This is a genomic window from Micromonospora sp. NPDC005203 (genome assembly GCF_042872705.1).
In the GTDB taxonomy this organism is placed as follows: Bacteria; Actinomycetota; Actinomycetes; order Mycobacteriales; family Micromonosporaceae; genus Micromonospora.
In genome coordinates, this window is sequence record NZ_JBIAKV010000017.1 from 57,488 (window position 1) to 81,989 (window position 24,502).

At 72.0% G+C, this 24,502-nt stretch carries 23 protein-coding genes, 1 tRNA gene and 1 pseudogene; 14 read left to right on the forward strand and 11 right to left on the reverse strand.

The genetic code is table 11. From position 1 onward, the window contains the following. Positions 1-16 precede the first annotated feature (16 nt). A complete protein-coding gene (locus tag ACFYPM_RS28380; protein ID WP_387203196.1) occupies positions 17-772 on the forward strand; it encodes a lysophospholipid acyltransferase family protein in 756 nt (251 codons plus the stop codon). A 97-nt stretch (positions 773-869) separates the two neighbouring features. Here ACFYPM_RS28380 and ACFYPM_RS28385 read toward each other — a convergent pair whose 3' ends face one another. The 5 genes from ACFYPM_RS28385 to ACFYPM_RS28405 all read right to left on the reverse strand — a co-directional run bounded on the left by ACFYPM_RS28385 (position 870) and on the right by ACFYPM_RS28405 (position 5,238). After that, entirely contained in the window at positions 870-1,592 is a 723-nt protein-coding gene (locus tag ACFYPM_RS28385; RefSeq protein ID WP_387203199.1) for a hypothetical protein, read from the reverse strand. A gap of 72 nt (positions 1,593-1,664) precedes the next feature. Beyond that, positions 1,665-2,378 carry a response regulator gene (locus ACFYPM_RS28390; protein WP_387203202.1) on the reverse strand — a complete coding sequence of 238 codons (714 nt, stop codon included), beginning with the start codon at positions 2,376-2,378 and terminating at the stop codon, positions 1,665-1,667. After that, the gene (locus ACFYPM_RS28395) at positions 2,351-3,559 is read right to left on the reverse strand and encodes a hypothetical protein (RefSeq protein ID WP_387203205.1); all 1,209 of its coding nucleotides are present in this window, start codon (positions 3,557-3,559) and stop codon (positions 2,351-2,353) included. Before ACFYPM_RS28395 ends, ACFYPM_RS28390 begins: the two co-directional genes overlap by 28 nt. Beyond that, complete coding sequence (locus ACFYPM_RS28400) at positions 3,549-4,724, reverse strand: sensor histidine kinase (RefSeq protein ID WP_387203208.1); 1,176 nt, start codon at positions 4,722-4,724, stop codon at positions 3,549-3,551. The genes ACFYPM_RS28395 and ACFYPM_RS28400 overlap by 11 nt, the downstream gene beginning before the upstream one ends. Positions 4,725-4,842: 118 nt before the next feature. Beyond that, positions 4,843-5,238 (reverse strand): VOC family protein, encoded by a 396-nt coding sequence (locus ACFYPM_RS28405; RefSeq protein ID WP_387203211.1) that lies wholly within the window; start codon positions 5,236-5,238, stop codon positions 4,843-4,845. Between the two features lie 194 nt (positions 5,239-5,432). Between ACFYPM_RS28405 and ACFYPM_RS28410 the strand changes: the two genes are divergently transcribed. After that, positions 5,433-6,443, forward strand: a complete 1,011-nt coding sequence (locus ACFYPM_RS28410; RefSeq protein ID WP_387203214.1) for a hypothetical protein — start codon at positions 5,433-5,435, stop codon at positions 6,441-6,443. Positions 6,444-6,498: 55 nt separating this feature from the next. On the opposite strand, the gene ACFYPM_RS28415 is transcribed toward ACFYPM_RS28410, so the two are convergent. Together ACFYPM_RS28415 and ACFYPM_RS28420 are read right to left on the reverse strand one after the other, a co-directional pair. Continuing rightward, positions 6,499-7,548, reverse strand: coding sequence for a hypothetical protein (locus ACFYPM_RS28415; RefSeq protein WP_387203217.1), 1,050 nt, complete (start codon positions 7,546-7,548; stop codon positions 6,499-6,501). Continuing rightward, the gene (locus ACFYPM_RS28420; protein ID WP_387203220.1) at positions 7,548-8,045 is read right to left on the reverse strand and encodes a SigE family RNA polymerase sigma factor; all 498 of its coding nucleotides are present in this window, start codon (positions 8,043-8,045) and stop codon (positions 7,548-7,550) included. The genes ACFYPM_RS28415 and ACFYPM_RS28420 overlap by 1 nt, the downstream gene beginning before the upstream one ends. A gap of 692 nt (positions 8,046-8,737) precedes the next feature. Between ACFYPM_RS28420 and ACFYPM_RS28425 the strand changes: the two genes are divergently transcribed. From ACFYPM_RS28425 to ACFYPM_RS28435, 3 genes are all read left to right on the forward strand, one after another. Continuing rightward, positions 8,738-9,040 carry a MerR family transcriptional regulator gene (locus ACFYPM_RS28425; protein WP_387203223.1) on the forward strand — a complete coding sequence of 101 codons (303 nt, stop codon included), beginning with the start codon at positions 8,738-8,740 and terminating at the stop codon, positions 9,038-9,040. A 748-nt stretch (positions 9,041-9,788) separates the two neighbouring features. Continuing rightward, positions 9,789-10,103: a DUF4240 domain-containing protein gene (locus ACFYPM_RS28430; RefSeq protein WP_387203380.1), complete on the forward strand. Its 315-nt coding sequence runs from the start codon at positions 9,789-9,791 to the stop codon at positions 10,101-10,103. A gap of 164 nt (positions 10,104-10,267) precedes the next feature. Further along, positions 10,268-10,792 carry a hypothetical protein gene (locus ACFYPM_RS28435; protein ID WP_387203383.1) on the forward strand — a complete coding sequence of 175 codons (525 nt, stop codon included), beginning with the start codon at positions 10,268-10,270 and terminating at the stop codon, positions 10,790-10,792. 327 nt (positions 10,793-11,119) lie between these two features. On the opposite strand, the gene ACFYPM_RS28440 is transcribed toward ACFYPM_RS28435, so the two are convergent. Next, a tRNA-Arg gene (locus ACFYPM_RS28440) sits at positions 11,120-11,192 on the reverse strand. 160 nt (positions 11,193-11,352) lie between these two features. Between ACFYPM_RS28440 and ACFYPM_RS28445 the strand changes: the two genes are divergently transcribed. Then, positions 11,353-12,048, forward strand: coding sequence for a hypothetical protein (locus ACFYPM_RS28445; RefSeq protein WP_387203226.1), 696 nt, complete (start codon positions 11,353-11,355; stop codon positions 12,046-12,048). Between the two features lie 59 nt (positions 12,049-12,107). On the opposite strand, the gene ACFYPM_RS28450 is transcribed toward ACFYPM_RS28445, so the two are convergent. Continuing rightward, positions 12,108-13,097 (reverse strand): alpha/beta hydrolase, encoded by a 990-nt coding sequence (locus tag ACFYPM_RS28450; RefSeq protein WP_387203229.1) that lies wholly within the window; start codon positions 13,095-13,097, stop codon positions 12,108-12,110. Positions 13,098-13,206: 109 nt separating this feature from the next. After that, complete coding sequence (locus ACFYPM_RS28455; protein WP_387203232.1) at positions 13,207-13,629, reverse strand: HPF/RaiA family ribosome-associated protein; 423 nt, start codon at positions 13,627-13,629, stop codon at positions 13,207-13,209. Between the two features lie 327 nt (positions 13,630-13,956). Between ACFYPM_RS28455 and ACFYPM_RS28460 the strand changes: the two genes are divergently transcribed. From ACFYPM_RS28460 to ACFYPM_RS28470, 3 genes and pseudogenes are all read left to right on the forward strand, one after another. Next, positions 13,957-14,772, forward strand: coding sequence for a single-stranded DNA-binding protein (locus tag ACFYPM_RS28460; protein ID WP_387203235.1), 816 nt, complete (start codon positions 13,957-13,959; stop codon positions 14,770-14,772). 295 nt (positions 14,773-15,067) lie between these two features. Continuing rightward, positions 15,068-16,057, forward strand: a pseudogene (locus ACFYPM_RS28465) (cobalamin biosynthesis protein); the annotation flags it as partial. Between the two features lie 224 nt (positions 16,058-16,281). Then, positions 16,282-17,823, forward strand: coding sequence for a cobyric acid synthase (locus ACFYPM_RS28470; RefSeq protein WP_387203238.1), 1,542 nt, complete (start codon positions 16,282-16,284; stop codon positions 17,821-17,823). A 419-nt stretch (positions 17,824-18,242) separates the two neighbouring features. Here the strand turns inward: ACFYPM_RS28470 and ACFYPM_RS28475 are convergent, their stop codons facing one another. Next, a complete protein-coding gene (locus ACFYPM_RS28475; RefSeq protein WP_088949799.1) occupies positions 18,243-18,644 on the reverse strand; it encodes a rhodanese-like domain-containing protein in 402 nt (133 codons plus the stop codon). 379 nt (positions 18,645-19,023) lie between these two features. Here ACFYPM_RS28475 and ACFYPM_RS28480 point away from each other — a divergent pair, with 379 nt between their 5' ends. The 5 genes from ACFYPM_RS28480 to ACFYPM_RS28500 all read left to right on the forward strand — a co-directional run bounded on the left by ACFYPM_RS28480 (position 19,024) and on the right by ACFYPM_RS28500 (position 24,493). Next, complete coding sequence (locus tag ACFYPM_RS28480; RefSeq protein WP_387203386.1) at positions 19,024-19,785, forward strand: hypothetical protein; 762 nt, start codon at positions 19,024-19,026, stop codon at positions 19,783-19,785. Positions 19,786-19,974: 189 nt separating this feature from the next. Then, a complete protein-coding gene (locus tag ACFYPM_RS28485) occupies positions 19,975-21,108 on the forward strand; it encodes a M48 family metallopeptidase (protein WP_387203241.1) in 1,134 nt (377 codons plus the stop codon). A gap of 36 nt (positions 21,109-21,144) precedes the next feature. Then, complete coding sequence (locus tag ACFYPM_RS28490) at positions 21,145-22,488, forward strand: dipeptidase (RefSeq protein ID WP_387203389.1); 1,344 nt, start codon at positions 21,145-21,147, stop codon at positions 22,486-22,488. A gap of 77 nt (positions 22,489-22,565) precedes the next feature. Continuing rightward, complete coding sequence (locus ACFYPM_RS28495; protein ID WP_030333429.1) at positions 22,566-22,772, forward strand: hypothetical protein; 207 nt, start codon at positions 22,566-22,568, stop codon at positions 22,770-22,772. Between the two features lie 128 nt (positions 22,773-22,900). Continuing rightward, positions 22,901-24,493: an ATP-dependent DNA ligase gene (locus ACFYPM_RS28500; RefSeq protein ID WP_387203244.1), complete on the forward strand. Its 1,593-nt coding sequence runs from the start codon at positions 22,901-22,903 to the stop codon at positions 24,491-24,493. Positions 24,494-24,502: the final 9 nt, after the last annotated feature.

The following is a 24,502-nucleotide window of genomic DNA, read 5'->3' on the forward strand; positions in this document are numbered from 1 at the left end:
AGGGTAGATTCTGCGGATGCCGGAGCTCGTGTACCCGCCCGTTATCGCCGCTGCCAAGACGATGTTCCGTCTTCTCGATCTGAAGATCACCATCGAGGGCGCCCACCACGTGCCCCGTACCGGCGGGGCGGTGCTGGCCGGCAACCACATCAGCTATCTCGACTTCATCTTCGCCGGTCTGGGCGCGAACGCGTCGGGTCGGCTGGTGCGGTTCATGGCCAAGAAGTCGGTCTTTTCGCACCGGATCTCCGGCCCGTTGATGCGCGGGATGCGGCACATCTCAGTGGACCGGGAGGCCGGCGCGGCCTCGTTCCGCGCCGCCGTCGCCGCCCTCAAGCGCGGCGAGATCGTCGGCGTCTTCCCGGAGGCGACGATCAGCCAGTCGTTCACCGTCAAGGAGTTGAAGAGCGGCACGGTGCGGATGGCCCGCTCGGCGAAGGTCCCGGTGTTGCCGGTCGCGTTGTGGGGGACCCAGCGGCTCTGGACCAAGGGCCGCCCGCGCACCCTCACCCGCCGGCACACGCCGATCACGATTCTGATCGGCGAGCCGATCAACCCGGCGGACTTCCCGGACCCGAACCTGCTGGCCACCGAACTGAACACCAGGCTCAGCGCGCTCGTCGAGCGGGCCCAGCGCGAATACCCGGACGCGCCGGCCGGCCCGGACGACACCTGGTGGCTGCCCGCGCACCTGGGCGGCAGCGCCCCCACGCCGGAGGAGGCCGCCGCCCTGGACGCGGCCGAGGAGCAGCAACGGGCGTCCAGCGTCTGACGTCACGGTGGCCGGGGCGGCGGTCCGGGCGCGACGAGGTCTGCCGGTGCGGACGCCGTCGGGTCACCGTGGGCAGCCGCCGCGTGGGCCGTCGGCGTCACCGATGCCCGGATGCCGCGCCGCCCGCGAGCCCGCCCCACGGCGCCGGTTCCGGCCCCGAGCGGTAGTAGTCGTCTCGGGAGTGGAACTCCACCGGCAGCGAACCGGGAAGCGTGATCCGGGTGTCCCCGGCGAGCAGGCTGGGGCCGGCACGCAGCAGCAGCACGTCACGTTCCTGGGCCGAGAGGTCGACCAGTTGGGGGCGGGTGAGCCGGAACTCGGCCACCGCCCGGCGGACCTGCTGAGCCAGCGCCGCCACCGCGGCGGACGGCCCGCCCAGGGCCAGGGCCGGTTGCTGAATGGTGCGCAGCGCGTCACAGACGACCAACAACTGCGTCGGCGCGTCCCGATCGGCGGCCAGCACCTCCAACCGGGACGGCCACTGCCAGCGGATCTGCCCGCTCATCAGGCCGTTGAGGCGCGCGGGTGGCCGTGCCCGGGGCGTGTCGTCGATGACCAGCGCCAGCTGCGCGCCGCTGCCCACCCAGCAGATCCGCTGGTCGGTGACGGTCACCGAGACCGGCGCGGGTAGTTGCCAGCGACGCCGTGCCTCGCTCGGCCCGAGCAGGTAGCCCGCGACCAGCAGTTGGTGCCGCCCGAGCACCCGTTCACCGGGCTCGGGACGCAGGTTGTAGCGGCGATCCAGTGCCGGCCCCACGTCGTCGTCCGGAGCGTCGAACCGGTGGGGACCGATGAAGAAGGGGGACGTGTCGGCGTGCATCGTCACGACCTTCCGGTCAGCTGGCTTGTGAATCAAGCCTGTCGGATCGGAGGGCCGCTGTCATGACGCCTGTTAGGGGGTCGTCCGGTCGTGCGTCGCGTGTGACCGGTAGATGCCGATCTCCTCCGGGCGAACGAGCCCGTCCTCGATCGCGCGGGCGAGTAGTGCCGCCTTTGTGGCGGCTGGCCGCCCCGCCCGGGTGTACTTGATCCGCGCCCGGTCGACGTACTGCTTCACGGTGTGCTCGCTGATCTGCATCCGGCGGGCCACCGATGCCTTCGACATCGACTGGAACCAGAGCAGCAGCGCCTCACGCTCCTTGTCGGACAGCATCGGCCGGTCCGGCCGCGGGTCGCCGACCATGGCCCCGGCCAGCGCGGGCGGCACGTACGGGCGGTCACTCGCGGCGGCCAGCACGGTCGCCACACAGTGTTCCCGGCCCTCGTGCTTGGCCAGGAACGCCACCGCCCCGGCATCCAGCGCGGCGAGCATGGTCGGCGGGTCGGTGTGCTCCGAGTAGACCACCACCCGCCTCCCGGCGGCGCTCAGCTCGGCCAACTTGTCCAGCGCCATCCGCCCGTGCAGCCGGAGGTCGAGCAGGACGACGTCGGCGTCCGGTGCCGTCCGCAGCACCTCGTCCGGGTCGTCCCCGGTGGCCAGTACGGTCAGCCGCGGCTCGGTGGCGAGCCAGGCACGGACCCCCTCGACCACGACCGGGTGATCGTCAACGATCGCCACCCCGATTGGCCGGTCACCGGTCACCGTCGCCACTGGGTCTGCGCCCATCTGATGCTTCCGTCCCGTTCGTAGAGGTGCTCCACCTGCCCGTCGTCGTGCTCCCCCGGGGGTGGGCCGGTGGCGTCGGGACCCTCCCGGTCCGGCGTGACCAGGCTGACCACCACCTCGTCCGGGCCGGAGACCACTGTCAGCCGGGCCCAGCCCCGAGCGTCGGCGAGAACGCCGGTGAGCGGGTCCGCCAGCCGACGGCGGATCTCCACCGGCAGCGGCGGTGGGGTGCCGATGGTGACCAGGTCGATCGGCAGGCCATTGCGTTCGGCGAGGTCGGCGGCCGCCCGCAACTCGTGCAGCAGCGGGTCGGGCACGTCGTCGGACTCGGCGATCAGTCGGCGCAGCCGGGCGGCGGCCAGTACGCAGCGCCGCTGCGCCTCCGGGTCGTCCGGGTCGGCCTGGCCAGCGGCCAACTCCCCGAGCACGCGCCCGGCTGCCGAGCTGACCAGGGCGAGCCGGTCCCGGCGTTCCCGAAGGCCCCGCTCGGCGGCATCGCGTTCCGCCGCCATCGCGTGGGCGGCAGCGGACACGGCCGCCCGCTCGCGAGCCAGGCTCACGATTGTCGCGCTGCCCACGAACACCGCCACCGGGAGGGAGAACGTGCCGTAGACGTACATCACGTAGCGGGCCACGTCGGTCGGCTCGGGGCCGTGCCCGAGCACCGCGAGCAGCGCGATGATCGCGTGTGTGCTCAGCAGCGCGACCAGCCCCACCACCCGCCGACCCCACAGCGCCAGCACGAAGAACCAGCCGAGGGTGCCCCACACCCAGTTGGCGGCGGTGAACAAGTGCTCCTCGCCGACCGCGGCGAAGACGGCCACATCGACGGCCAGCAGCAGCCCGGCCAGCAGCCCCGGCGGCAGCGGCGAGCCGCGCAGCAGTTGGACCCCGGCCACCGCGCCGGCCACCGCCACCAGCGCCCAGCCGCCGAGCACCACCGTCGGCGCGGTGAACTCCGTGCGGGCGGCCAACACCGCCGGCAGCCCGATCGCGACGTGCCAGGCCAGTGCGATGGCCACGGCGACGATCCGGGCGCCCCGGTCGGACGCGTGCGCCACCGCGGCCGGCGCGGCGAGCCCCGCCGTGGACGCCGGCTCCCGGGGGACGGGCACGCCGAGCCGATCCGGTGTCCCCGTCGCGACGGTGTGCGGCGCCGCGGCGCCGAGATCAGCCGACACCGGGCCACTCCAGTCGGATTCGGGTGCCGGCCCCGGGTGCCGATCGCACGTCGGCCCGCCCCCCGACCGTTGCCATCCGGCCGTGGATCGACTCGCGCAGCCCGTACCGGTGGGGTGGGACGGTGGCCGGGTCGAAGCCGGGACCGTCGTCGGCGACCTCGACCACGACGCCGACCGTGTGCCGGCTCAGCCGCAGCGTGACCCGCGCGCCCGGCGCGTGACGGACCACGTTGGACAGCGCCGCGTAGGCGCTCTCGCCGATCGCGTCGGCCACCCCGGCGGGCACCGCGCACGGCGTCAGGTCCAGCTGTGTCGACAGCTCGGGCAGTCGGCCCACCACCGCCCGCATCCGACCGTCGAGCGGCACCGGACCGTCGCCGGCCACCGGGCCGACGTCGGTGAGCGCGACGAGGGTACGCAGGTCGGCGTCGCACCGGTCGCGGAACGTGGTCGAGGACCCGGTCACCGCACCGAGTCCCACCATGGTGAGGGTGCCGAGCACCGTGTCGTGCAGGTCGCGGTTCTGCTGGCGTTCGGCCTCGCGGGCGGCCCGCGCGACAAGTGCCTGCCGGGTCAGCCGTTGATGCTCGACGAACGCGCGGTCGGCGCGACCGATGCGTCGGCGCATCACCGCCGCCATCATCGCCGTGCAGGCGGTCTGCACCAGCAGGGTGGTTGCGTGTGCCCGTGCCTCGGTGGCATTGCCGGCGGCCTGCGCGCCCGTCGCGTAGGTGACGGTGACGAGCAGCCCGGCCGGAATCGACCAGCGCGCCGGGGCGGTGGCCTGTGCGTTGATCACCGTGGTGCTGGCCAGCACGGCGATCCAACTGCCCTCGCCGGGCAACACCCCGGGTGCGACCAGCACGGGGATGAGGAGACAGACCAGCGCGGTGATCGTGACGTCAGCGGCGACCAGGCTCGGGGTGATTCCCTGGCGCATCGCGCGGTACGCGTACCAGACCGACCAGCCGGTGAGCGCTGCCACGCCGGGCAGCAGCACGGCGGGCTCAACCGACGGGGCCGGCACCGACAGGGCCACCGCCCCACCGATCACACCGCAGGTCAGACGCAGTATCGCCGGGATCGTGGTGAAGATGAGGACGAGCGCACCGCCGGCGGGATTGTCCAGCGTGGGCGGCACGGTGGGAGCGGCAACGGCCGGCATCGGGAGGTGTCCTTCCGACAACGACCCGTGTAGGGGTCCGCGCGGCAGAGATCGACATCGGAGAATAGCATGGGCGGTGTCGAGCGTAACCTAATGTGCGCGCGGTGTCGTTAATGTGTCACGGCGTGCTGCGCGGCTGCAGCAGGTCCCACCGATTGCCATAGAGATCGACGAAGACCGCCACCGAACCGTACGCCTCGTGCCGTGGCTCCTCCCGGAAACGCACCCCGGCTGCCACCATCCGGGCGTGGTCCCGCGCGAAGTCCTCGGTATAGAGAAACAGCCCGACCCGGCCGCCGGTCTGGTCGCCGACCCGCGCCCGCTGCTCGGCGGTGCTCGGCCGGGCCAGCAGCAACGCCGTCTCGCGGGCGCCCGCCGGGCGGACCACCACCCAGCGGGAATCGTCCGGTCGGGCGGTGTCCTCCACCAGCTCGAAACCGAGGTCGCCGACGTAGAAGTCGATCGCCTCGTCGTACTCCCTGACCAGCAGCGCGACAAGTCCCAGATGTGCCATCCGGTCATCATGCCGGCGGGCGTTTCCCCCCGGCCCGGTGGCGTCCCCGCCGGTCACCCGCGTCGCGCCCGACGGCCTGGCGCTCCGACGGCCTGGCGCTCCGACGGCCTGGCGCTCCGACGGCCTGGCGCCCCGACCCGCCTGGCCGGAACCGAGCGCGCCCGCCGTCCGTCTCATCCCCGGGTGGAGAGGTGGTGAGCCGGATGCGCTCGGGTCGAACGGCACTGGCGATGGCACTGCTCGGCGTGGCGCTGGGTGGTTGCGGCGGCACGACCATCGGACCGGGCGGGGCCGGCGAGCCCGGCCCGGCGCAGATCCTCGAGACGTGGACCTCCTGCGCCGAAGCGGCACCCCAGGCTGGCGCGATCATGGACGTGCCGAACACGGGGGTGCCGACACCCGCCGGGGTCGACCCGAGGATCGGGCGCATCGACCCCGCGTTCACCCCGGTCGCGGCCGTGCTCTGCGGCCGGGAACTGCGTCCGGGCCGAGGCGCAGGGCAGGAGCAGGTCGCCACCGAGCGGCGCGCCACGCAGCTCACGCCGCTGCTCACCGCACTGCGTCTGCCCAGCCAGAAATCCGACCGGGACACCGCCTGCAGCCTGGAAATGATCGTCCCACCGTGGTTGGCGCTGCTCGACGACCGGGGCCGCTGGCTGCGGCCGTACCTACCGACGGACACCTGCGGCAAGCCACGCGCGGAGGTGCGGACGGCACTAGCCGAACTGTCGACCACCACCGTGGACAGCCGCGTCGTCGAGCGGGTCGAAGACCCGGCCGCCGAGACCGCCGGATGCGCGCAGCGGTGGGCGGACCTGGTGTGGGTGGAGACCAGCAACGGCCGGCCCGGGCCGCCCGCGCCGGCCAGTTCGCCGGCCGCCGGGCCGCTGCGCCTCTGCGTCTACCAGGTGCCGCCGGCAGGGCGGGGCGGTGGCAAACCGGTGGGCGATCTCGTGTACGGCGGGCCGCTGCCGGCCGAACGCCAGGCGGGTGTGTTGCGGGCGCTGGCCAACCGCCGGGCGGTGGTCGAGTGCGCCACCCCCGCGTCCCGCTTCGCGGTGCTGCGTCCACTCGACGGCACCGCCGGCCCCGACCGGTACGTGGAACTCGACGGATGTCGGCGTTTCCTGGTCGCGGGGTCGACCGGTGGCGGACAGCTCGGCCAGGGCGACGAGGCGCTGGCCGCCCTGCTGAGGCCCGTCTGAGTCGGCCCTCCGGACCGGGCACAGGACCCCCGCCGGCCGCCCTCGGTCGGGTGCGTCACCAGGTGTCGGGGCGGTCCAGGTCGCGGGCCGGCCGATATCCGCCGAGGATCGCCAAGCCTTCCGACTCGCTGTAGCCGTCCCCCCAACCCTTGCGGAACGCCTCGACGGCACAGGGCTGCACGGTCATCTCCAGCACGTCGCTGCCCTGCCGGCGAGCCCGGTAGGGGCCGGCGACGAGATCCCCAGGCCGGGCCTTGTCGCCGCCGGGGGCGAGTTGCGCCCGGACCGTCAGCCAGCGACCGGCATCGTCACCGACCACGAGTGAGCCCTCGACGAAGTTGCCTCGCGTCGACTGACCGAGCGTGGCCGAGCATTCGAGTAGCCGTCCGCCGGGCGGCAGCGACTCCAGCCGGAACGGCACGACGCAGCGGTGGGCCGCGTCGAACCGGACCCGGCTCGCCGTGGCCGTCGCCTCGTCGCGGCTGGTGGCGTACGAGTCGAGTTGGGCCCAGAGCCCGTCGCCGGGTTGCCAGCGCACGAACCAGAGCTTCCGGTCGCCGGACGGATCGAACCAGGCGACCCCCGGGCGGTCGCCGATCCGCACGTCGGTGCGGGCCTGCGGCCGTCCAGCCGAGGACAGCGTCTGCGGTAGCTCGTCCAACGACGTCACGCTGCGCGCCAGCGCGAACCGGGCCTGACCGGTCGGCCCCCGAAACTCGACGCTCTCGGTGCCGCGCCCGGCGCGCCAGGTCGCGTACTCGGCGCCGTCGATGAGGGAGTCGGCCGAGAAGTGCACCACGCCCGGATCGACACCGACGTCCTCCGGGCGTGCGGTGGCGCCGGCCGGCCCAGACGCTTCCGGCAGTAGGAGCGCTGCGGCCGGCACGATCGGCTCGTCGGTGCCCCCGCCGATCGGCATCGCCACCACCACCGCGGTGAGAGCGACACACGCCGCTGCCACACCCCCGGCGACGAACCCGCGGTGCCGGCGTCGAAGCCGTCGACCCCGCTGACGGGCCTGTTCCACGATCGGTGTCGGGTCGATGTCGCCACCCGCACGCTGCTTGAGCGTCGCGGCGAGCTGCTGATCGAGGTCGCTGAGCATCAGAACCCTCCTGTCCGGGCGGGGATCGTGGCATCCTGCCGCTTCCGCAGCGCGGCCAGGGCACGCTTCGCGTGGGTGCGGACGGTGCCGGCCGAACACCCCATGATCTCGGCGATCATCACGTCGTCCAGATCCTCGTAATAGCGCAGCACGATCACGGTGCGCTGACGGGTCGGCAGCTCACGGACGAGCTGCCACAACGCGTCGCGTTCGGCGAGCGCGGCGGCCTCGTCGGCGGTGCCTGCCCGGTCCGTCACGGCGGCGACCGAGACCTCCCGGCTGCTGCGCCGACGCCACCACGAGTGGTGGGCGTTGACGAGCATCCGACGGACGTAGGCGTCCGGTCGGTCCGTCCGGGAGATGCGTCCCCACCGGGCGTACGCCATGGCGAGGACCTCCTGAACGAGGTCCTCGGCTCGATGCTCGTCATCGGTCAGCAGCCGGGCGAGCCGGATCAGCGCCGATGTGCGAGCGAACGCGTACTCCTCGAACGTCACGCCCTATTAACGCCGTAGGTGGGCCAGCCCGTAGACACCCGCCGGGTGTTTCTGGTCGGCTGCGCGGCGTCTGCCCGAGCCGCCGGCGTCGTGCTGAGCCGCACGGCCGACGGGGTTGCTCACGTCGACAGAGAAAATCTCTGTGCGAAGCGCTAGATATTCTTGCTGGGGTGCGCTAATGTTCCTGAGGTCGAAGACGGAGCAAGTAAAGACGCTGACGTGCCGCCCCACCCGAGGGCGAAGGAGCTGGGCCAGGAAGTTGTAGGGCCCGCTCGGGTTCTGTCGCAGTTGGTGTTACGCACGAGAAGTTGCGGGTGAGGCCGAGGCTCGTTCAGGGCTTCACCCGAGGTACGCAAGGGTTCGTCGTACGTGTCAGGGCCAAGGAAGTCGCGTGGGGCTCGGACACCGACGGACAGCACGAAGAATGGCAGAGAAATCAGAGGCAAGGGAGGGCATTACACCGTTGGATCGCCCGCAGCCAGCCGCAGTCGTGGGCTGGGCGCGGACACCGCAGTTTCCATCGAACGAGAGGTGGTCTCCGGTCACGCATATGCGATCCTCGCACCCGATGCCGTCGTTGACGGCCGGTGTGGACAAGACAAGCCGACGTTCTGTCGGCAGATGGTGTTCCTGACCCACAACCCTTGGGCCCCGGTGCTTTCGAGCACCGGGGCCCTCGTGATGGAGGTTCTATGACCCAATCGGACGACATGCTCGACGACGAGGACTACCCCGCCTACACCATGGGCCGTGCCGCCGAGATCCTCGGCTGCTCCCAGGACTTCCTCCGTCGGCTCGGCGACGCCAAACTGATCGACCCGCAGCGCTCAGGTGGCGGGCACCGCCGCTACTCCCGCTATCAGCTGCGCCTTGCCGCGCGAGCCCGGGAGATGTGCGACCAGGGCACCGACATCGTCTCGGCCTGCCGGATCATCATTCTTGAGGACCAACTCGAAGAGGCCCTTCGACGCAACGAGCGCTACCAGCAGGGCTGAACACCCCCACGCTGTGGCCTCCCGCACCTGTGACGCCGAGAGCCACACGGTCCCTCCCGCCAGGGCAGGGGCCGTTCGTCGTCTACGGGGGTGAGACCTCGTTGGCATCAGGACGACCGTCCGAGCCGTGGGCGTCCGCACCTCTCATCACTGCGGGGAAGGACACGACTCGGGGCGTACCGCTCGCCGTCGCCCGGAAGGTGTGCCTGAAAGTCCTCGGCGCGGCTCCCGAATTCCCGGTGGGCGTCGCCGTCGAAGTGGCCCCTGATGTCGATGGCACCCTCGAACCAGGTCAACGGAACAACGCTTCCATCGGCGCAGATGAACACATAGAGGGGCCGGCGGTCCTCGTCCGACCAGACCCATCCGCCCTGGGTGGGCGTTGGACTTGCGTTCCGCGTGGGAGAGCCATTCGCGCAGAGCGATCAGGTGCTCTTCACTCTCGTAGTACTCCGCAGCCCGGGTGACATGCAGTTCGTAACCATGTGCCCTCCACACAGTCGGCTCGCGTCCCGGCAAAGGACAGCCTCGGGCGGAGCGCAGCCTCGGGCCGACTCCCAGACGGAGGTACGTCGGTGTCGAAAGGCCGTGGCCTGATCATGGACGCAAGCACCGGCCAACGCCGTTGCGCGAGGCGGATTGACTCTTCGTCACCCGATCTTGCATCGCGATCTTGCACTTTCTGCCCCGACATTAGGGTGCATTCCGGCTTAGATCGGCGACAGAAAGTGCAAGATCGGCGCGATTCATCGCGGAGTTCCAGGTCCACTTGGAGGCGACACGTCGCCCGATCGACAGCTACGCCATGTGGGGCGTCGCCAACCAGATCATGGACGGCCGCTGTAGCGGCGATGCCTTCTGGTACTCCCAATCATGGCTCAGCGGCCAGGGGCAGCGCTGGTGGCATCACGCCGTCCAAGACCCCGACAACCTCGTGCCCTGGGCCACCGCACGTACTTCGACCCGGAACCAATCGATCAGCCCTGGGACAGCGACAGCCTCACCGAGATCGAACAACACCTGCCGCGACTCACGCGCCTGTTCCCCCGCCAGCAGTACGTGAAGCCCCGACCAGCGTTGAGTAGGCCAGAGTCATAGAGCCGGGTCTCCTCCTTCGACAGGGGTTACGCGACTGGCACTCCCTCCCCGTGGAAGCCGATCATCGATGCCGTCAAGCCGTCCTCTCGTCGTGACCACCTGGTGACCGTCGGTGCTCAGGCTGAAGGAATGCGACGGACGGGGTCACTGGGACTGATCGGCGCGTTGGTGCTGGCAGGGCTGACCGGCTGCAGCCCGGTCAAAGAGGGCGCGGTCGGGGTACGGCTGGACGCCGACGGGCGGCTGGTTGGGGTGTTCGACTGGTGCCGGGGCAAGAGGACTGACCGGATCACCCTCTATCTCGGCGAAGAAGACGGCAGGGTCACCGACAGGGTGATTCAGCTCGATTCCGATCCCGGCCGCAGCGCCCGCACCGCAGAGGAGGTTGTGCTGCTCGACCCGGCGGCCGGCTGGCAGACGAAGCTGGCACCACCCACCCTGGACGACGACCAGATCTACGACCTGCGCTCGTGGAACGAGGGCGGTGGGCCAGTGGAAGATTTCCCGTTCCGGATCAGCGAGATGCGCGGCCGGACCGGCTCCGCCGTGATCCTCACCAAGCGGTGGGAGGGCGAGGAGCACGGCGGCTACGTCACCACGTTCCATACGCTCGGGGGCTTTGCCCGCTATGCCAAGACGGTGTGCGACGGCTGAAGAGGCCGCACCTGCTCCGGTCGGCATCGTCGGGCGCGTGCAGGCCGTCCGCTTCCCGGCATCCCACCGGGCTCCACGCGCGTCACACGGCCCCTCCCGCCAGGGCAGGGGCCGTTCAGAGGCTGCTTCCTCGTCCTCACTGCGCAAGGTCGGGACGCACTCGAAAGGCCGCACCGGCCCACGTCGAGTCAGTACGACGCCACCTCATCGACCGGCTCGCCCGGAAGACCTCATCGCCATCGAACAGATCGCCCGGAGGCTGGAAGATCCCGAAGCCGGCGACGATCGCCCGCGACCGAAAGGCCCCTGACCTGCGGTGGAAAAGGGTGCGCCCGGCAGGATTCGAACCTGCGGCCTTGGGATTAGAAGTCCCCTGCTCTATCCGCTGAGCTACGGGCGCGTGTGGCGTGGATGTCGCGCCCAGAGGGTACCGCCGCCCTACTGCCCGGTGGCGAAAAGGGTGCCCGCGTCCACGTTGCCGAGCAGGGTCTCACGTCGATCGCGGGTCGGGCATTCGGGTTCCCGCGGACCGACCTGGCCCCGGACCGTACCTTTGGCTGGTGCTGCTGGATCCCGACGTCGAGAGCGACGTCGCCTACGAGCTGTGCCAGATCGTCGGTCGGGCCATCCTGCCGTTCCGGTCGGGCGCCGATGTCGGCACCGCGTTCTTCTTCCAGGATGGCGACGACCCGGTGGGGGAGTCGCTGCTGACGGCGGCCGACCTGGTCGGCACGCCGGGTGGTGAGCTGGGGTTGCGGGCGAGCGTCACCGAGCCGGCCGGGGTCGCCCCGGCCGCCGTTCCCGCGATCGAGATCGTGCCCGGCTGGTCCCGCTTCCCGGGCGACGGCGTCGCGGTGCTGCCGACCGCGGGTCTGCACCGGTACGCCGGGGACGGCGGCTGGCGCTGGCGCGTCCAGCCGGTGCCCGCGGGGATCGCCGCCGGGCCCGAGGTGGTCGCCCGCCTCACCGCCGACGCCGGTTCCGCTTTCGTGCTGGCCCACGGTGTACGCGAGGACGGGTCGCGTCCGCTGGAGGTCGCGATCGAGCGGGTGGTCCGAGACGGGGACGCCGTACGGATCATCACCGAGCTGCCGAAGGGGTACGTGGGCGCTCCGGTCTTCGTCGTCCAGCTCGACGCCACGGGGGAGTTGTCGCCGTACTGCCTGGGCCTGGTGTTGCCTGGCATCGGCGCGCATCCGGTGGCGACCTTCGACCGGATCCGTGCGGTCCTCCCGGCGACGCCCGGCGACGCCTGACCCACGCCCCGCTCGAGCGACCACGGCTGAGCTGCGAGCCGCGTCGTCCTCCGGACCGGTCAGCCGGCTGTCGCCGCGCCTGCCGCTTCGGGGGCGGTGGGGCCGGCGGCGAGGAACGCCTCGGCCCAGCGGCCGACCTCGTCGAAGACCTTCTTGCGGACGGCCGGACCGGAGAGCGTGAGGTCGTGCAGCCCGCCGTCGAAGCGGGCCACTGTGACGTGGCGACCGAGGCGGGGCGCATAGCGGACCATGTGCTCGACGTCCAGAACGGCGTCGGCCAGGGTCGCGTTGTCGTGCCACCGGGTGCCCCGGAAGGAGCGGGTCGAGCAGGCCAGCAGCACCGGCACCGGGATGTCCAGACCGGCGCGCAGCCGGCGCTGGCCGGTGCGGATCGCGTTCAGCCAGCCGGCGCGGACCGGAAATCCGGCCAGCGGCTTCCACGCCAGGTCATAGGTCCACTCGCCGCGGTGGTCGGAGTGGAGGCTCTCGCCGTACACGGTGCCCAGCCCGAACGGCAGGATGCGGTGCGGCGCCCTGCGGCCCAGTTGGGAGACGGCGGCCGCGAGGGGTCGGCGCACCGCCCAGGGGGCGTTCAGGTCGAAGAAGGGGCTGTTGAGGACCAGGCCGTCGACGGTGCCGGTGTCGCGGCGGGCGTCCGCCCAGAGCGAGAGGATCAGACCACCGGTGGAGTGGCCCATCGCCAGCAGGGTGTCGTGCCCGTCGTCGTTGCGGATGATCTCGGCGGCGGCGTCCAGCTCGGGGTAGTAGTCGCTGATGTCGCGGCAGAAGTTCGGGGTCTGGCCCGGGAGCAGGCTGCGCCCGTATTTGCGCAGGTCGAGCGCGTAGAAGTCCCAGCCGCGCTCGGCGAAGAAGTCGGCCAGGTGGGTCTGGAAGAAGTAGTCGACGAACCCGTGCACGTAGAGGACGGCCCGCCCGCTGGGCCGCTCGGCCCGGCGCCGGACCAGGGTCGCGACGACCGGTCCTTCGTCGTCGGTGCCCAGGTCGATCGTCTGCCGCTCGTACGGCGGTCCCAACACGTCCGGTTCCACGAACGCGACGCTACGCCGCCAACCTACCGAACGGTAGCCCTCGACCCGTGCTCCCGCGATCTTGCACTGACCGGGAATACGACAGTGCAAGATCGCGGAGCGGGTGAGGTCAGGCAGTCTCCGTGTCGGCGCGCTCGGGGCCCTGCTCGTCGGTGGGGTCCAGCTCGCCCTGGGGCTGCGGGATGTCGCGCAGGTGCTTGTTGTGCCGGGGCTCCTGGCGGGTCTTGGCGTCGTTGAGCCGGCGGCGCAGGTCGTCGCGGACGTCGTTGAGCGCGGCGTGCAGGTCCTCCTCGGCGGAGGTGGTGACGATCTTCTGTCGGCCAGCGATCCAGCACTCCAGGGTGACCTTCTGGCCACGTGCCTCCCGGTCCTTCACCGACACCTCCAGCTCGGTGGCATCGGCGTGGAAGCTGGCCAGCCGAGCGTCGAGCGTGGCGAACTGCTCGGCGATCCAGTTGCGGTCGCCCTGCGAGAACCCGGTGCCCACCCGCAGGCACTCGGCGACGGTGGCCGGGTTCGCCGCGGCGCTCATCGCCGTGCCTCGGAAGCGATCACGGAGCCGATTCTGGTGATCATCATGAAGCTGACCTCTCGTCGACGTGAAGCTGTCGGTGGTGCGTTGATCAAGTGCTTACCCCAAGTGGTTGGTCTCGGAAACCGCCGACGCCCGGGTGGCCGGGTCGGCCGCACCACGGTGGCCGGGTCGGCCGTACCACATCAGGGCGTGATCAGGGCTTTGTCCACAGGTCGGTTCGTCGTCCACAGGTTCGGGTTGGGCGCTGGTGCGGCTCGCCCGCAGCGCCCAGGCTCGGTGTCGAGTCGACTCGCGTTCGCAGGCCCCGATCCCCCTGGAGGGACGATGTTCGACACCTACGTAACAATTGTCGGAAACGTGCTGACTGCCCCCGAATGGCGACGCACCAGCCAGAGCAACACACTGGTGGCCAACTTCAAGGTCGCCTCCACCGCCCGCCGACTCGACCGCGACAGCGGCAGGTGGGTCGACGGCAATTCGCTGCGCGTACGTGTCAACTGCTGGCGCAAGCTCGCCGAAGGCGTGGCGGCCTCCGTGATGGTTGGCGATCCGGTGGTGGTCTGCGGGCGGCTCTACACCCGGGACTGGACTGACGACGCCGGCAACCACCGCGCCGTCTACGAGTTGGAGGCAGTTGCCGTCGGCCACGACCTGTCCCGCGGTCGAGCCCGATTCCTGCGCAACCGACCGAGCATGACCACCAGCACCGTGGAGGACGCCGAGGCCGAGAGCCGGGTGCACGGCGAGCCCACCGAGCCGGTGCCGGCCGGGCACGAGCCCATACTCCCCGACGACCGCCCGCTGGATGACGACTTCGAGCTGCCCGACTACGCCGCGCTGCGAACCAGTCCGTATATCGACGACCCGATGGACGCCGATGGTCCTCCGACCGACGATTCCTCCTCGTCCGGCCAGCTCGCCTCGTCCGGCGGTGTTACCCCGACCAGCGGGCAGATCGGGCAGGGCACCGTCCCGGCGGGTCTCGACGGCGAGTCGGGGATCCCACCCGAGGCGAATGACAACGGCGGCGACCACGACCCGTACGACGAGTTGGGGCCGGTGCCGGACGAGGGGCAGCCGGAGCCGCCGCCGGCCGGCCGCGGGCGGCGTGGTCGGGGAAGGATCCCGCAGCCGGCCTGACCGATCGGTTTGGGGCGCGCGGCGGTTCGAGGATCACGGATCGGGGCGGCAGCCGGGCGATACGAGATCCGGTGCATTTCGCCGTCGCTGCGGCAGGACGGTCTACGTGGCCTGACACGACGGCGGCGGGGTGGCGGCGCGACCAGCGTCGTCACCCCGCGTGACGGCGGCGGAGGGGTCAGTGGCGGATCGTCGGCTGCGGTCCGCCAGCAGGCGCTGGCCGCCTGGGAGCGCCGTGGGTCGGGCCGGTTTCCGGGACGCTCGTCTAGGCTGGCCGGCCTGGGAGGTGGTGCACGTGCGACGGACCGCGCCGGTGGCGAACGCGGTGGGGTTGCTGGCCGGGTACGCGCTGGACAGGCTGCTCGGTGATCCGCGCCGGTGGCACCCGGTGGCGGGCTTCGGGCAGGCCGCGAGTGCGTTGGAGCGCCGCCTCTACCGCCCGGATCGGATGGCGGGCACCGCGTTCACCGCGCTGGCCGTGGGCGGGCCGGTGCTGCTCGGGGCGGTCGCCGCCGCGGCTACCCGCCACCGGCCGGTGACCCGGGCGGCGCTGGTGGCCGCCGGCACCTGGACCGTGCTGGGTGGTCGCACGCTTCGCCACGAAGCCACCACCATGGGTCGGACGCTGCGTGACGGTGATCTGCCCGCCGCCCGGCGACGCCTCGGCCACCTCTGTGGGCGGGACCCGTCGACGTTGGGCGAGTCGGAGTTGGCCCGCGCCACCGTCGAGTCGGTCGCCGAGAACACCTCCGACGCGGTTGTCGCCCCTCTGGTCTGGGGCGCGGTCGCCGGCCTGCCCGGCCTGCTGGGCTACCGGGCGGCAAACACCCTCGACGCGATGGTCGGGCACCGGTCGGCGCGCTACGCCCGATTCGGCACGCCGGCCGCGCGGTTGGACGATGTCCTCAACCTGGTGCCGTCGAGGCTGACCGGGCTGCTCACCATCGCGGTCGCGCCGGTCGCCCACGGGGATCGGCAACGGGCCTGGCGGGTATGGCGGCGTGACCGCAACGATCATCCGAGCCCCAACGCCGGCCAGTGCGAGGCGGCGATGGCCGGCGCGCTCGGCGTCCGCCTCGGTGGTCGCAACGTCTACTTCGGGCGCTCCGAGGTGCGGCCGTTCCTCGGCGACGGCCCCCGCCCGGAGGCGCGCCACCTCAAGCGGGCCGCCCGGATCTCCGGCTCGGTCGGGCTGGCCGCGGTCGGGCTGGCCGCCGCGTACCCGGTGACCTTCGGCCGGCTGGTCGGCGTCGTGAGTCGGCGCGGGTTGTCCGCCGTGACCGGAGGGCGCGGGTTGTCCGCCGTGACCGGAGGGCGCGGGTTGTCCGCCGTGACCGGAGGGCGCGGGTTTTCTGCGGTGACCGGAGGGCGCGGGTTGGGCGCCCTGGTCGGTGGGCTCGGTCCCGTCGCCGCAAGCGGTGGGCGCAGGCTGGTTGGCGCAGGCGGTGGGCGCAGGCTGGTTGGCGCCGGCGGGCGCGGGCTGCGAGCCGTCGGAGCGGGGAGGGGGCGGTGAGCGGCGGGCTGCTGGTCGCCGGCACGACCTCCGACGCCGGCAAGAGCGTGCTCACCGCCGGCATCTGTCGTTGGCTGCACCGGCAGGGCGTGAAGGTGGCGCCGTACAAGGCACAGAACATGTCGAACAACTCGGCGGTGGTCGTCGGGCCGGACGGACGCGGCGGCGAGATCGGACGGGCCCAGGCCATGCAGGCCGCTGCCTGTGGCCTCGCCCCCGACCTGCGGTTCAACCCGGTCCTGCTCAAGCCGGGCAGCGACCTGGCCAGTCAGGTGGTCCTGCTCGGCGAGGCGGTCGACACGATCACCGCCGGCACGTTCCGGCACCTGCGTCCCCGGCTCGCCGAGACCGCGTACGCCGCACTCGCTGAGCTGCGCGAGGCGTACGACGTGGTGATCTGCGAGGGCGCCGGCAGCCCCGCGGAGATCAACCTACGGGCCGGTGACTACGTCAACATGGGGCTGGCCCGGCACGCCAACCTGCCCACCATCGTGGTGGGCGACATCGACCGTGGCGGCGTCTTCGCCTCGATGTTCGGCACCGTGGCCCTCCTGGATTCGGCGGACCAGGCACTGATCGCCGGCTTCGTAATCAACAAGTTCCGGGGTGACCGAGGGCTGCTCCAGCCAGGGCTGGACATGCTGCGTCACGTCACGGGTCGGCCCACGTACGGAGTGCTGCCCTGGGCACTGGACCTGTGGCTCGATGCGGAAGACTCCCTCGCCTACGGCCGGGTGCTCGGCCGCCCGGCGGCCCCGCACGGCACCGAGTGGTTGGACGTGGCTGTCGTTCGGCTACCCCGGATCAGCAACGCGACCGACGTGGAGGCCCTGGCCACCGAACCGGGCGTTCGCGTACGTCTCACCATCGAGCCGGCCGAGTTGGCCGCCGCCGACCTGGTCGTCCTGCCTGGCTCCAAGTCCACCGTCGCCGACCTGGCCTGGCTGCGCGAGACGGGTCTCGCCGACGCGGTGGTCACCCACGTGGCGGCCGGTAAGCCACTGCTCGGCCTCTGCGGCGGCTTTCAGATGCTCGGCCGCGCCATCCACGACACGGTGGAGAGCCGGCGGGGCAGCGTACCGGGGCTCGGCCTGCTGCCCATCGAGATCACCTTCGATCCCCGCAAGACCGTCCGACAGTCGGTGGGCACCGCCCATGGCGACCTCGCGGTGCGTGGTTACGAGATCCACCACGGATACATTTCGCACACCGACCCCACCCTGGCCCCGTTGCTGACCGGCGACGACGGTGTCGGCGAGGGAGCCGTGCTCGGCGCGGTGCACGGCACGCACTGGCACGGGGCGTTCGAGTCCGACGGGTTCCGCAGGTGGTTCCTCACCGAGGCGGCTCGCCTGGCCGGGCGCAGCGGATTCCGGGTCGCGCCGACGACCAGCTTCGCCGCCGCCCGGGAGCGTTCACTCGACCTGCTCGGCGACCTGGTCGAGGAGCACCTGGACACCGTTGCCCTCTGGCGCCTCATCGAAGCCGGCCCACCCGCCGGCCTACCCTTCATTCCACCCGGCCCGCCACCGTCCTGACCCCGTCCTATACGGAGTGACGGAAACCGGGCCGTGCCCGGGGCGTTCGCGGCGCCCTCGCGAGTCACCGCCTCCCCATGATCGTGCACGATCCTGGTCGTCAACGCCGTTGCGTTAGTCGGAACGACTGATCGTCACCCGAGCCTGCGTCGCGATCTTGCACTTTCTGCCCTAACATTAGGGCGCATTCCCGCTTAAATCGGCGACAGAAAGTGCAAGATCGGCGCGATTCTCCTGCTTGGCGTGGCCTGATCTACAAGCCCCGACAGTCAGCGGCGGGTTGACCCGTCGGCTACCGCTCTAGCGCAACGGCGTTGTCCTGGTTGTAGTGGCCTCGCGGGCGATGGGAGGGGCCTGGTTTCGGGATCGAGCGCGATCCTGATCTGGGCGTCGGCAGCGCGCCGGCGGGGCGGTGGGATTCAGGGGCGGATGTCGGCTGGCCGGTCGGTCGTGGGCAGACCGGCGGCGAGCCAGGCGTCCACGCCGCCGATCATGTCGGTCGCCCGGCGTAGACCGAGGGTCTGCAGGCTGGCGGCGGCGAGGCTGGAGCTGTAGCCCTGCCGGCACACCAGCACGATCTCCCGGTCGTAGCCGGTGGCTTCGGGGATCCGCCAGGCGCTGGCCGGATCGAGCCGCCATTCCAGCACGGTCCGGTCGATGACGACCGCACCCGGCAGGTCGCCCTGTTCGCGGCGTTGCAGGTCGGTGCGGGTGTCGACCAGCAGCGCGCCGCCGCGGACCGCCTCGACGGTCTGCTGCGGAGTCAGTCGGTGCAGCCCGGCGCGGGCCTGTTCGAGTAGGGCGTCGATGCCGGGGCTCATCACGTCTCGGAGCACCACCCGATCATGCCGATTTGGTAGCGCCCCGGGCGGCGAACGGGTCGTCCGTCACCCATCACCGCCCCAATTCCCCCGGACGTGACGGCGCTTGCCCGGGGTGGTCAGCCGGACGTGTCGGAATGGCCCACGTCGACTGCTGTTGCAGCGTGATCCACTCGACGTCAGGGATGTCGCGGCTTCCCGCGATCGGGATACCGCGACATCAGTGATCTGGAGTCGATCATCCGCTGTCGCGGCGGCATACTTCGGTCATGCAGCAGGCGAGGCTGTGCTGAGCCCCGACACCGGCCGGCCGGTGTCGGGCCGCAAAGCCCTGAACACGGCAGGACCCCCGACCGGCAAGGCCGGTAACGCCGACGAGTTGGGGGCCGCCGACCGGGCCGGTAACGCCGACGAGTTGGAGGACGCCGACCGGGCCGGTAACGCCGACGAGTTGGGGGACGCCGGCAAGGCCGGGCCTGCCAACGAACTGGAGGCCGCCGACAAGGCCGGGGACCGGCCGGGCGTGGTGGTTGTCGAGGCGTACGCCGAGTTGGCTCGTCGGGTGCTCGCGGGCCCGGCGCGGTTGGGGCGGACCCGGCTCGTCGCGGTCGACGGGCCGAGCGGCGCGGGTAAGAGCCGGTTTGCCGCGCACCTCGCGGATGCCCTGGCGGTGCGGCTCGGCGGTGCTCGCCCGCCCGTCGTACACACCGACGACCTGTTGGACGGTTGGGACGACCAGGTCACCTTCTGGCCCCGGCTCGACGAGGAGGTGCTCGCGCCGCTGCGCGAAGGAAAACCTGGTGCCTACCGGCGCTACAGCTGGGTGCGGCAGCGCTTCCTGGCCCGGCCGGTGCCGGTGCCGGTGGCGCCGGTGCTGGTGGTGGAGGGGGTCACCGCTGCCCGCGCGGTGGTCCGGCCGGAGGTGACCCTGGCGGTGTTCGTCACCGCGCCCGCGTCGGTGCGGCTGGCCCGCGCGGTCGCTCGGGACGGGTCGGAGATCCTGCCCGAGCTGCGTCGCTGGCACGCCGGGGAGCGGGCGCACTTCGCCGCCGACGGCACGGCCGACCGCGCCGACCTGCTCGTGGATGGCGCGCCGACGCTGCCGTACGACGCGGACCGCTACTACGCGCGCATCCGTTGAGCGGGCAGTGGACGAGCGGCACCGCCTCCGGCACGATGCGACATGCACGACGCGACCAGCACGACGTCAGAAGGACGACGCGAGCAGCACGACGCGAGCAGCACGACGCGAGCAGCACGACGCGAGCACGACGACGCCAGAAGCACCACGCGAGAGCGCTCAGGGCGCGCGGCGAACGGGGGACTCATCATGTCGGCAACGGACCTGCCCGCGCGGCGCCGGACCACGCTCACCGGGATCAGCTCGCGGGCCTGGGAGCATCCGGCCGACCGGGGGGCCCTTGTCGCCCTGCGGGAGCTGCGCGGTTTCGACGACGTGGTGCGGTCGTTCTTCGGCATGTGGAACGAGCGCGGGTTCCGGCTCTCCATGCTGGCCTCCGGCATCCGGGTCGACCACCGGCAGTACCCGGCGGTGTGGCAGCGCTACACCGAGGCCGCGGCGGCGCTCGACGTGGCCGAGCTGCCCGAGCTGTACGTGACCCAGTCGCCCTGGTTGGGTGCCGAGGCGGTCGGGCTGGAGCGGCCGTTCATCGTGCTGAACTCCGCCTGCGTGCAGCAGCTCGACGAGGACGAGCTGCGCTGTCTGCTCGGCCACGAGTTGGGGCACGTGGGCAGCGGGCACGCGGTCTACAAGACCATGCTCATGATCCTCACTCGGTGGGCGGCCAACCTGAGCTGGTTGCCGGTCGGCGCGATCGCGCTGCGGGCGATCATCGCCGCGATGCTGGAGTGGTGGCGCAAGGCGGAGCTGTCCGCCGACCGGGCCGGTCTGCTCGCCGGGCAGGACCCGGCCGCCGCGCTGCGGCTGCTGATGAAGCTCGCCGGCGGCGGTGACCTGTCCCAGATCGACACGACCGCGTTCCTGGAGCAGGCCGCCGAGTACGCCGGGGGCGGGGACCTGCGCGACAGCCTGCACAAGATCCGGATGACGGCGTGGAGCACCCATCCCGCGCCGGTGGCACGGGCGGCGCAACTGCGCCAGTGGATCGACTCCGGGGCGTACGGGCGGGTGCTGGGCGGGGACTATCCGCGCCGCGACGAGGACAGCTCGACGAGCGTCTCCGAGGAGATCAAGGCGGCTGCCGACTCGTACCGGGAGGAGTTCAGCCGCTCCACCGACCCGCTGGTCGGGCTGCTGCGCCGGTTCGGCGACGGCGCGAGCGACGTCGGCGAGTGGGTCGGCGGCACCGCCGGTCGGGCCCGCTCGTGGGTGGATGCCGCCACCGAGGCGGCGGGCCGCGCGCAGCGCGCCGGTCGGGCCGCCCCGGGCGCCGGCCCGGCGGACGGCGGTGACGGTACGGGCTCCGCCGGCACGCCCCGGTAAGGCCGGCATACGATTCCGGTCATGACCTCACCGATCATGTCCGAGTCCGAGGTGCGGGCCGCCGTCGAGCGGGAGATGCCCGGCGTCCGTGCCGACCTGGAACGCCTCGTCCGCATCCCCGGCATCGCCTTCGAGGGTTTCGACCATTCCCACGTGGAACGCTCCGCCGAGGCGGTCGCCGAGTTGCTGCGCGGCTGCGGCCTGGACGTCGACATCGTGCGTTCCGGTGGCCAGCCGGCGGTGATCGGTCGTCGAGCCGCCCCGCCCGGCGCGCCGACCGTTCTGCTCTACGCCCACCACGACGTGCAGCCGGTCGGCGACCGGTCGCTGTGGGAGTCCGACCCGTTCGAGCCGGTGGAGCGGAACGGCCGGCTCTACGCCCGGGGCGCGGCCGACGACAAGGCCGGCGTCATGGCGCACGTGGCGGCACTGCGGGCGTACGGGGAGGCGCTGCCGGTCGGCGTGGTGCTCTTCATCGAGGGTGAGGAGGAGTACGGCTCCGACTCGCTGGAGCGGCTGCTCGCCGAGCACCGCGACCAGATCACCTCGGATGTCATCGTGATCGCCGACTCCAGCAACTGGGACGTGGGCGTACCGGCGTTGACCACCTCGCTGCGCGGCGTCGTCAACTGTTTCGTCGAGGTGCGCACGCTGGACCACGCGGTGCACAGCGGCATGTTCGGCGGCGCCGTCCCGGACGCGCTCACCGCGCTGGTCCGGCTGCTGGCGAGCCTGCACGACGACGCCGGTGACGTGGTGGTGGACGGGCTGGTCAGCCGTGCGGGGGCCACCGTCGACTACCCGGAGGACCGGTTCCGCGCCGAGGCCGGCCTGGCCGAGGGCGTGCAGTTCGTCGGCACCGGACAGCTCACCGACCGGCTCTGGACCAAGCCCGCCGTGGCGGTGCTCGGCATCGACGCGCCGGCCACCGGCGAGGCGCCGAACGCCCTGGTGCCGGCCGCCAAGGCGAAGCTCAACGTCCGCCTCGCGCCGGGGGACGACCCGAAGCGGGCGTACGCGGCGGTGCGCGCCCACCTGGAAAAGCACGCCCCGTGGGGCGCCCAGGTGACCGTCAGCCTGGAGCACGACGGCAACCCGTGCGTGATCGACGCGTCCGGGCCGATGTTCGACGCCGCCCGCGCGGCGTTCCGGGCCGCCTGGGACGGCACCGACCCGGTGGACATCGGCATCGGCGGTTCGATCCCGTTCATCGCCACGTTCCAGGAGATGTTCCCGAACGCGGCGATCCTGGTGACCGGTGTGGAGGATCCACACGCCCGCGCGCACGGCCCGAACGAGAGTCTGCACCTGGGGGAGTTCGCCCGGGTCTGCCTCGCCGAGGCGCTGCTGCTGGGCAAGGTGGCCGCAGCGGGGAGGTAGGTGTCGGAACGGCAACTTCCGGTCTGATCTGGGATTTTACGGCGTGTCGGATGGTCGGATGTTATAGCCTTTCGTACATGAGTACGAACGAGGTGATGGCCCGGTTGGGGGCCGCCGTCAGCGCATTGGGAGATGTCGACGTCTCCGCGTGGTCCGAGGACACGCTCAACGAACAGCTCGGTGAGCTCTCCGCCGCCCTGGTCGCCCTCGACTCGGTGCTCTCCCGGGTCGCTGGCGAGGTCCGTGCGCGGGGGTTGCGCATCGAGGAGCCCGTGTCCGCCTAGCCGCCTGTTTCCTGCGGCCTGGACGGCCTGCCGCAGGCCCCGAACCGTCGTCCGCGCAGGTGGGCGGCACCCCGCCGACACCGCCCGGGCACGGCAATGCCCGGGCGGTGTCGGAGGTGACTGGCAGGATGGGCGGCGTGCGTTTCCTCGATCTGGCAGCGACGTCCGCGGCCGTCGGCGCCACCAGCGGCCGACGGGCCAAGGTGGAGCTGCTCGCTGACGCGTTGCGCCGGCTCGACCCGGCCGAGGTCGAGCCCGGTGCCGGCTACCTCTCGGGTGAGCTGCGCCAACGGCAGACCGGGGTGGGCTATGCGAGCCTTCGTGACCTGCCGCCACCGGCTGCCGAGCCGACGCTGACCGTGGCCGCCGTCGACGCGGCCATCGAGCAGATCGCCGCGGTGCACGGCACCGGTTCACAGACTCGGCGTCGAGCGCTGCTCGGTGCCCTCTACGCGGCGGCGACGGCCGACGAGCAGCGTCTGCTCACCGGTCTGTTCAGTGGCGAGTTGCGGCAGGGCGCCCAGGCCGGTCTTCTCGCCGACGCGGTGGCGCGGGCCGCCGACGTGCCGGTGGCCGCGGTCCGTCGGGCGCTGCTGCTCGCCGGTGACCTGCGTGCCGTGGCGGTGGCCGCGCTGGCCGGAGGAGCTGCCGAACTGGCCGGCTTCGGCCTTCGGGTCGGCCGACCGTTGGCGCCGATGCTCGCGCAGAGCGCCCCCTCGGTCGACGAGGCGCTCGCCGCGACGGGCACGCCGGCGGTGGTCGACGTGAAGCTCGACGGCATCCGCATCCAGGTGCACCGCTCCGGCGCGGACATCGCCGTCTTCACCCGCAGCCTCGACGAGATCACCGCCCGGGTGCCCGAGGTGGTCGCCGCGGTCCGGTCCCTGCCGGGGCGGGAGTTGGTGCTCGACGGGGAGGCGATCGGCCTCGACGAGACCGGGCGACCACTGCCGTTCCAGCAGACGTCGAGCCGGGCCGCCCGCCGCACCACCCCGAGCACCACCGGGCGCACACCTGTCGCCCCGGCGGTGCTCGCGGCCGCCGCCAGCACGGGCGCGACGGTGCTCACTCCGTACTTCTTCGACCTGCTGCACCTCGATGGTCAAGATCTGATCGACCTGCCCGGCCGCGAACGGTGGGCCGCCCTCGCCGGTGCGGTGGATTCGTCGCTGCTGGTCGGGCGGATGGAGGTCGACGGCCCGGAGCAGGCCGCCGCCGCGTTCGCCGCCGCGCTCGACGCCGGGCAGGAGGGCGTGGTGGTCAAGGCGCCGGATGCCCCCTACGACGCCGGCCGGCGCGGTGCCGCCTGGGTCAAGGTCAAGCCCCGGCACACCCTCGACCTGGTGGTGCTCGCCGTCGAGTGGGGCAGCGGGCGGCGCAAGGGCTGGCTGTCCAACCTGCATCTGGGTGCGCGCGACCCGCAGACGGCTGGCTTCGTCATGCTCGGCAAGACGTTCAAGGGGCTCACCGACGAGTTGCTGCGCTGGCAGACCGAGCGTTTCCTCGACCTCGCCGTGGAGCGCGGCGACTGGGTGGTGCGGGTCCGCCCCGAGCAGGTGGTGGAAATCGCCTTCGACGGGGTGCAGACCAGCTCGCGCTATCCCGGGGGGATGGCGCTGCGGTTCGCCCGGGTCGTGCGGTACCGCGACGACAAGTCCGCCGCCGAGGCGGACACCATCGACGCGGTCCGCGCCATCCACACCGGCCGTCCCGTCGGCTGACCAGCCCGG

Bases quoted from the DNA above. Each gene is read 5' to 3' on its own strand.
- ACFYPM_RS28380 (WP_387203196.1), top strand. From the start codon at position 17: ATGCCGGAGCTCGTGTACCCGCCCGTTATCGCCGCTGCCAAGACGATG.
- ACFYPM_RS28385 (WP_387203199.1), bottom strand. From the start codon at position 1,592: ATGCACGCCGACACGTCCCCCTTCTTCATCGGTCCCCACCGGTTCGAC.
- ACFYPM_RS28390 (WP_387203202.1), bottom strand. From the start codon at position 2,378: ATGGGCGCAGACCCAGTGGCGACGGTGACCGGTGACCGGCCAATCGGG.
- ACFYPM_RS28400 (WP_387203208.1), bottom strand. From the start codon at position 4,724: ATGCCGGCCGTTGCCGCTCCCACCGTGCCGCCCACGCTGGACAATCCC.
- ACFYPM_RS28405 (WP_387203211.1), bottom strand. From the start codon at position 5,238: ATGGCACATCTGGGACTTGTCGCGCTGCTGGTCAGGGAGTACGACGAG.
- ACFYPM_RS28415 (WP_387203217.1), bottom strand. From the start codon at position 7,548: ATGCTCAGCGACCTCGATCAGCAGCTCGCCGCGACGCTCAAGCAGCGT.
- ACFYPM_RS28425 (WP_387203223.1), top strand. From the start codon at position 8,738: ATGACCCAATCGGACGACATGCTCGACGACGAGGACTACCCCGCCTAC.
- ACFYPM_RS28435 (WP_387203383.1), top strand. From the start codon at position 10,268: ATGCGACGGACGGGGTCACTGGGACTGATCGGCGCGTTGGTGCTGGCA.
- ACFYPM_RS28455 (WP_387203232.1), bottom strand. From the start codon at position 13,629: ATGAGCGCCGCGGCGAACCCGGCCACCGTCGCCGAGTGCCTGCGGGTG.
- ACFYPM_RS28460 (WP_387203235.1), top strand. From the start codon at position 13,957: ATGTTCGACACCTACGTAACAATTGTCGGAAACGTGCTGACTGCCCCC.
- ACFYPM_RS28475 (WP_088949799.1), bottom strand. From the start codon at position 18,644: ATGAGCCCCGGCATCGACGCCCTACTCGAACAGGCCCGCGCCGGGCTG.
- ACFYPM_RS28485 (WP_387203241.1), top strand. From the start codon at position 19,975: ATGTCGGCAACGGACCTGCCCGCGCGGCGCCGGACCACGCTCACCGGG.
- ACFYPM_RS28490 (WP_387203389.1), top strand. From the start codon at position 21,145: ATGTCCGAGTCCGAGGTGCGGGCCGCCGTCGAGCGGGAGATGCCCGGC.
- ACFYPM_RS28495 (WP_030333429.1), top strand. From the start codon at position 22,566: ATGAGTACGAACGAGGTGATGGCCCGGTTGGGGGCCGCCGTCAGCGCA.
- ACFYPM_RS28500 (WP_387203244.1), top strand. From the start codon at position 22,901: ATGGGCGGCGTGCGTTTCCTCGATCTGGCAGCGACGTCCGCGGCCGTC.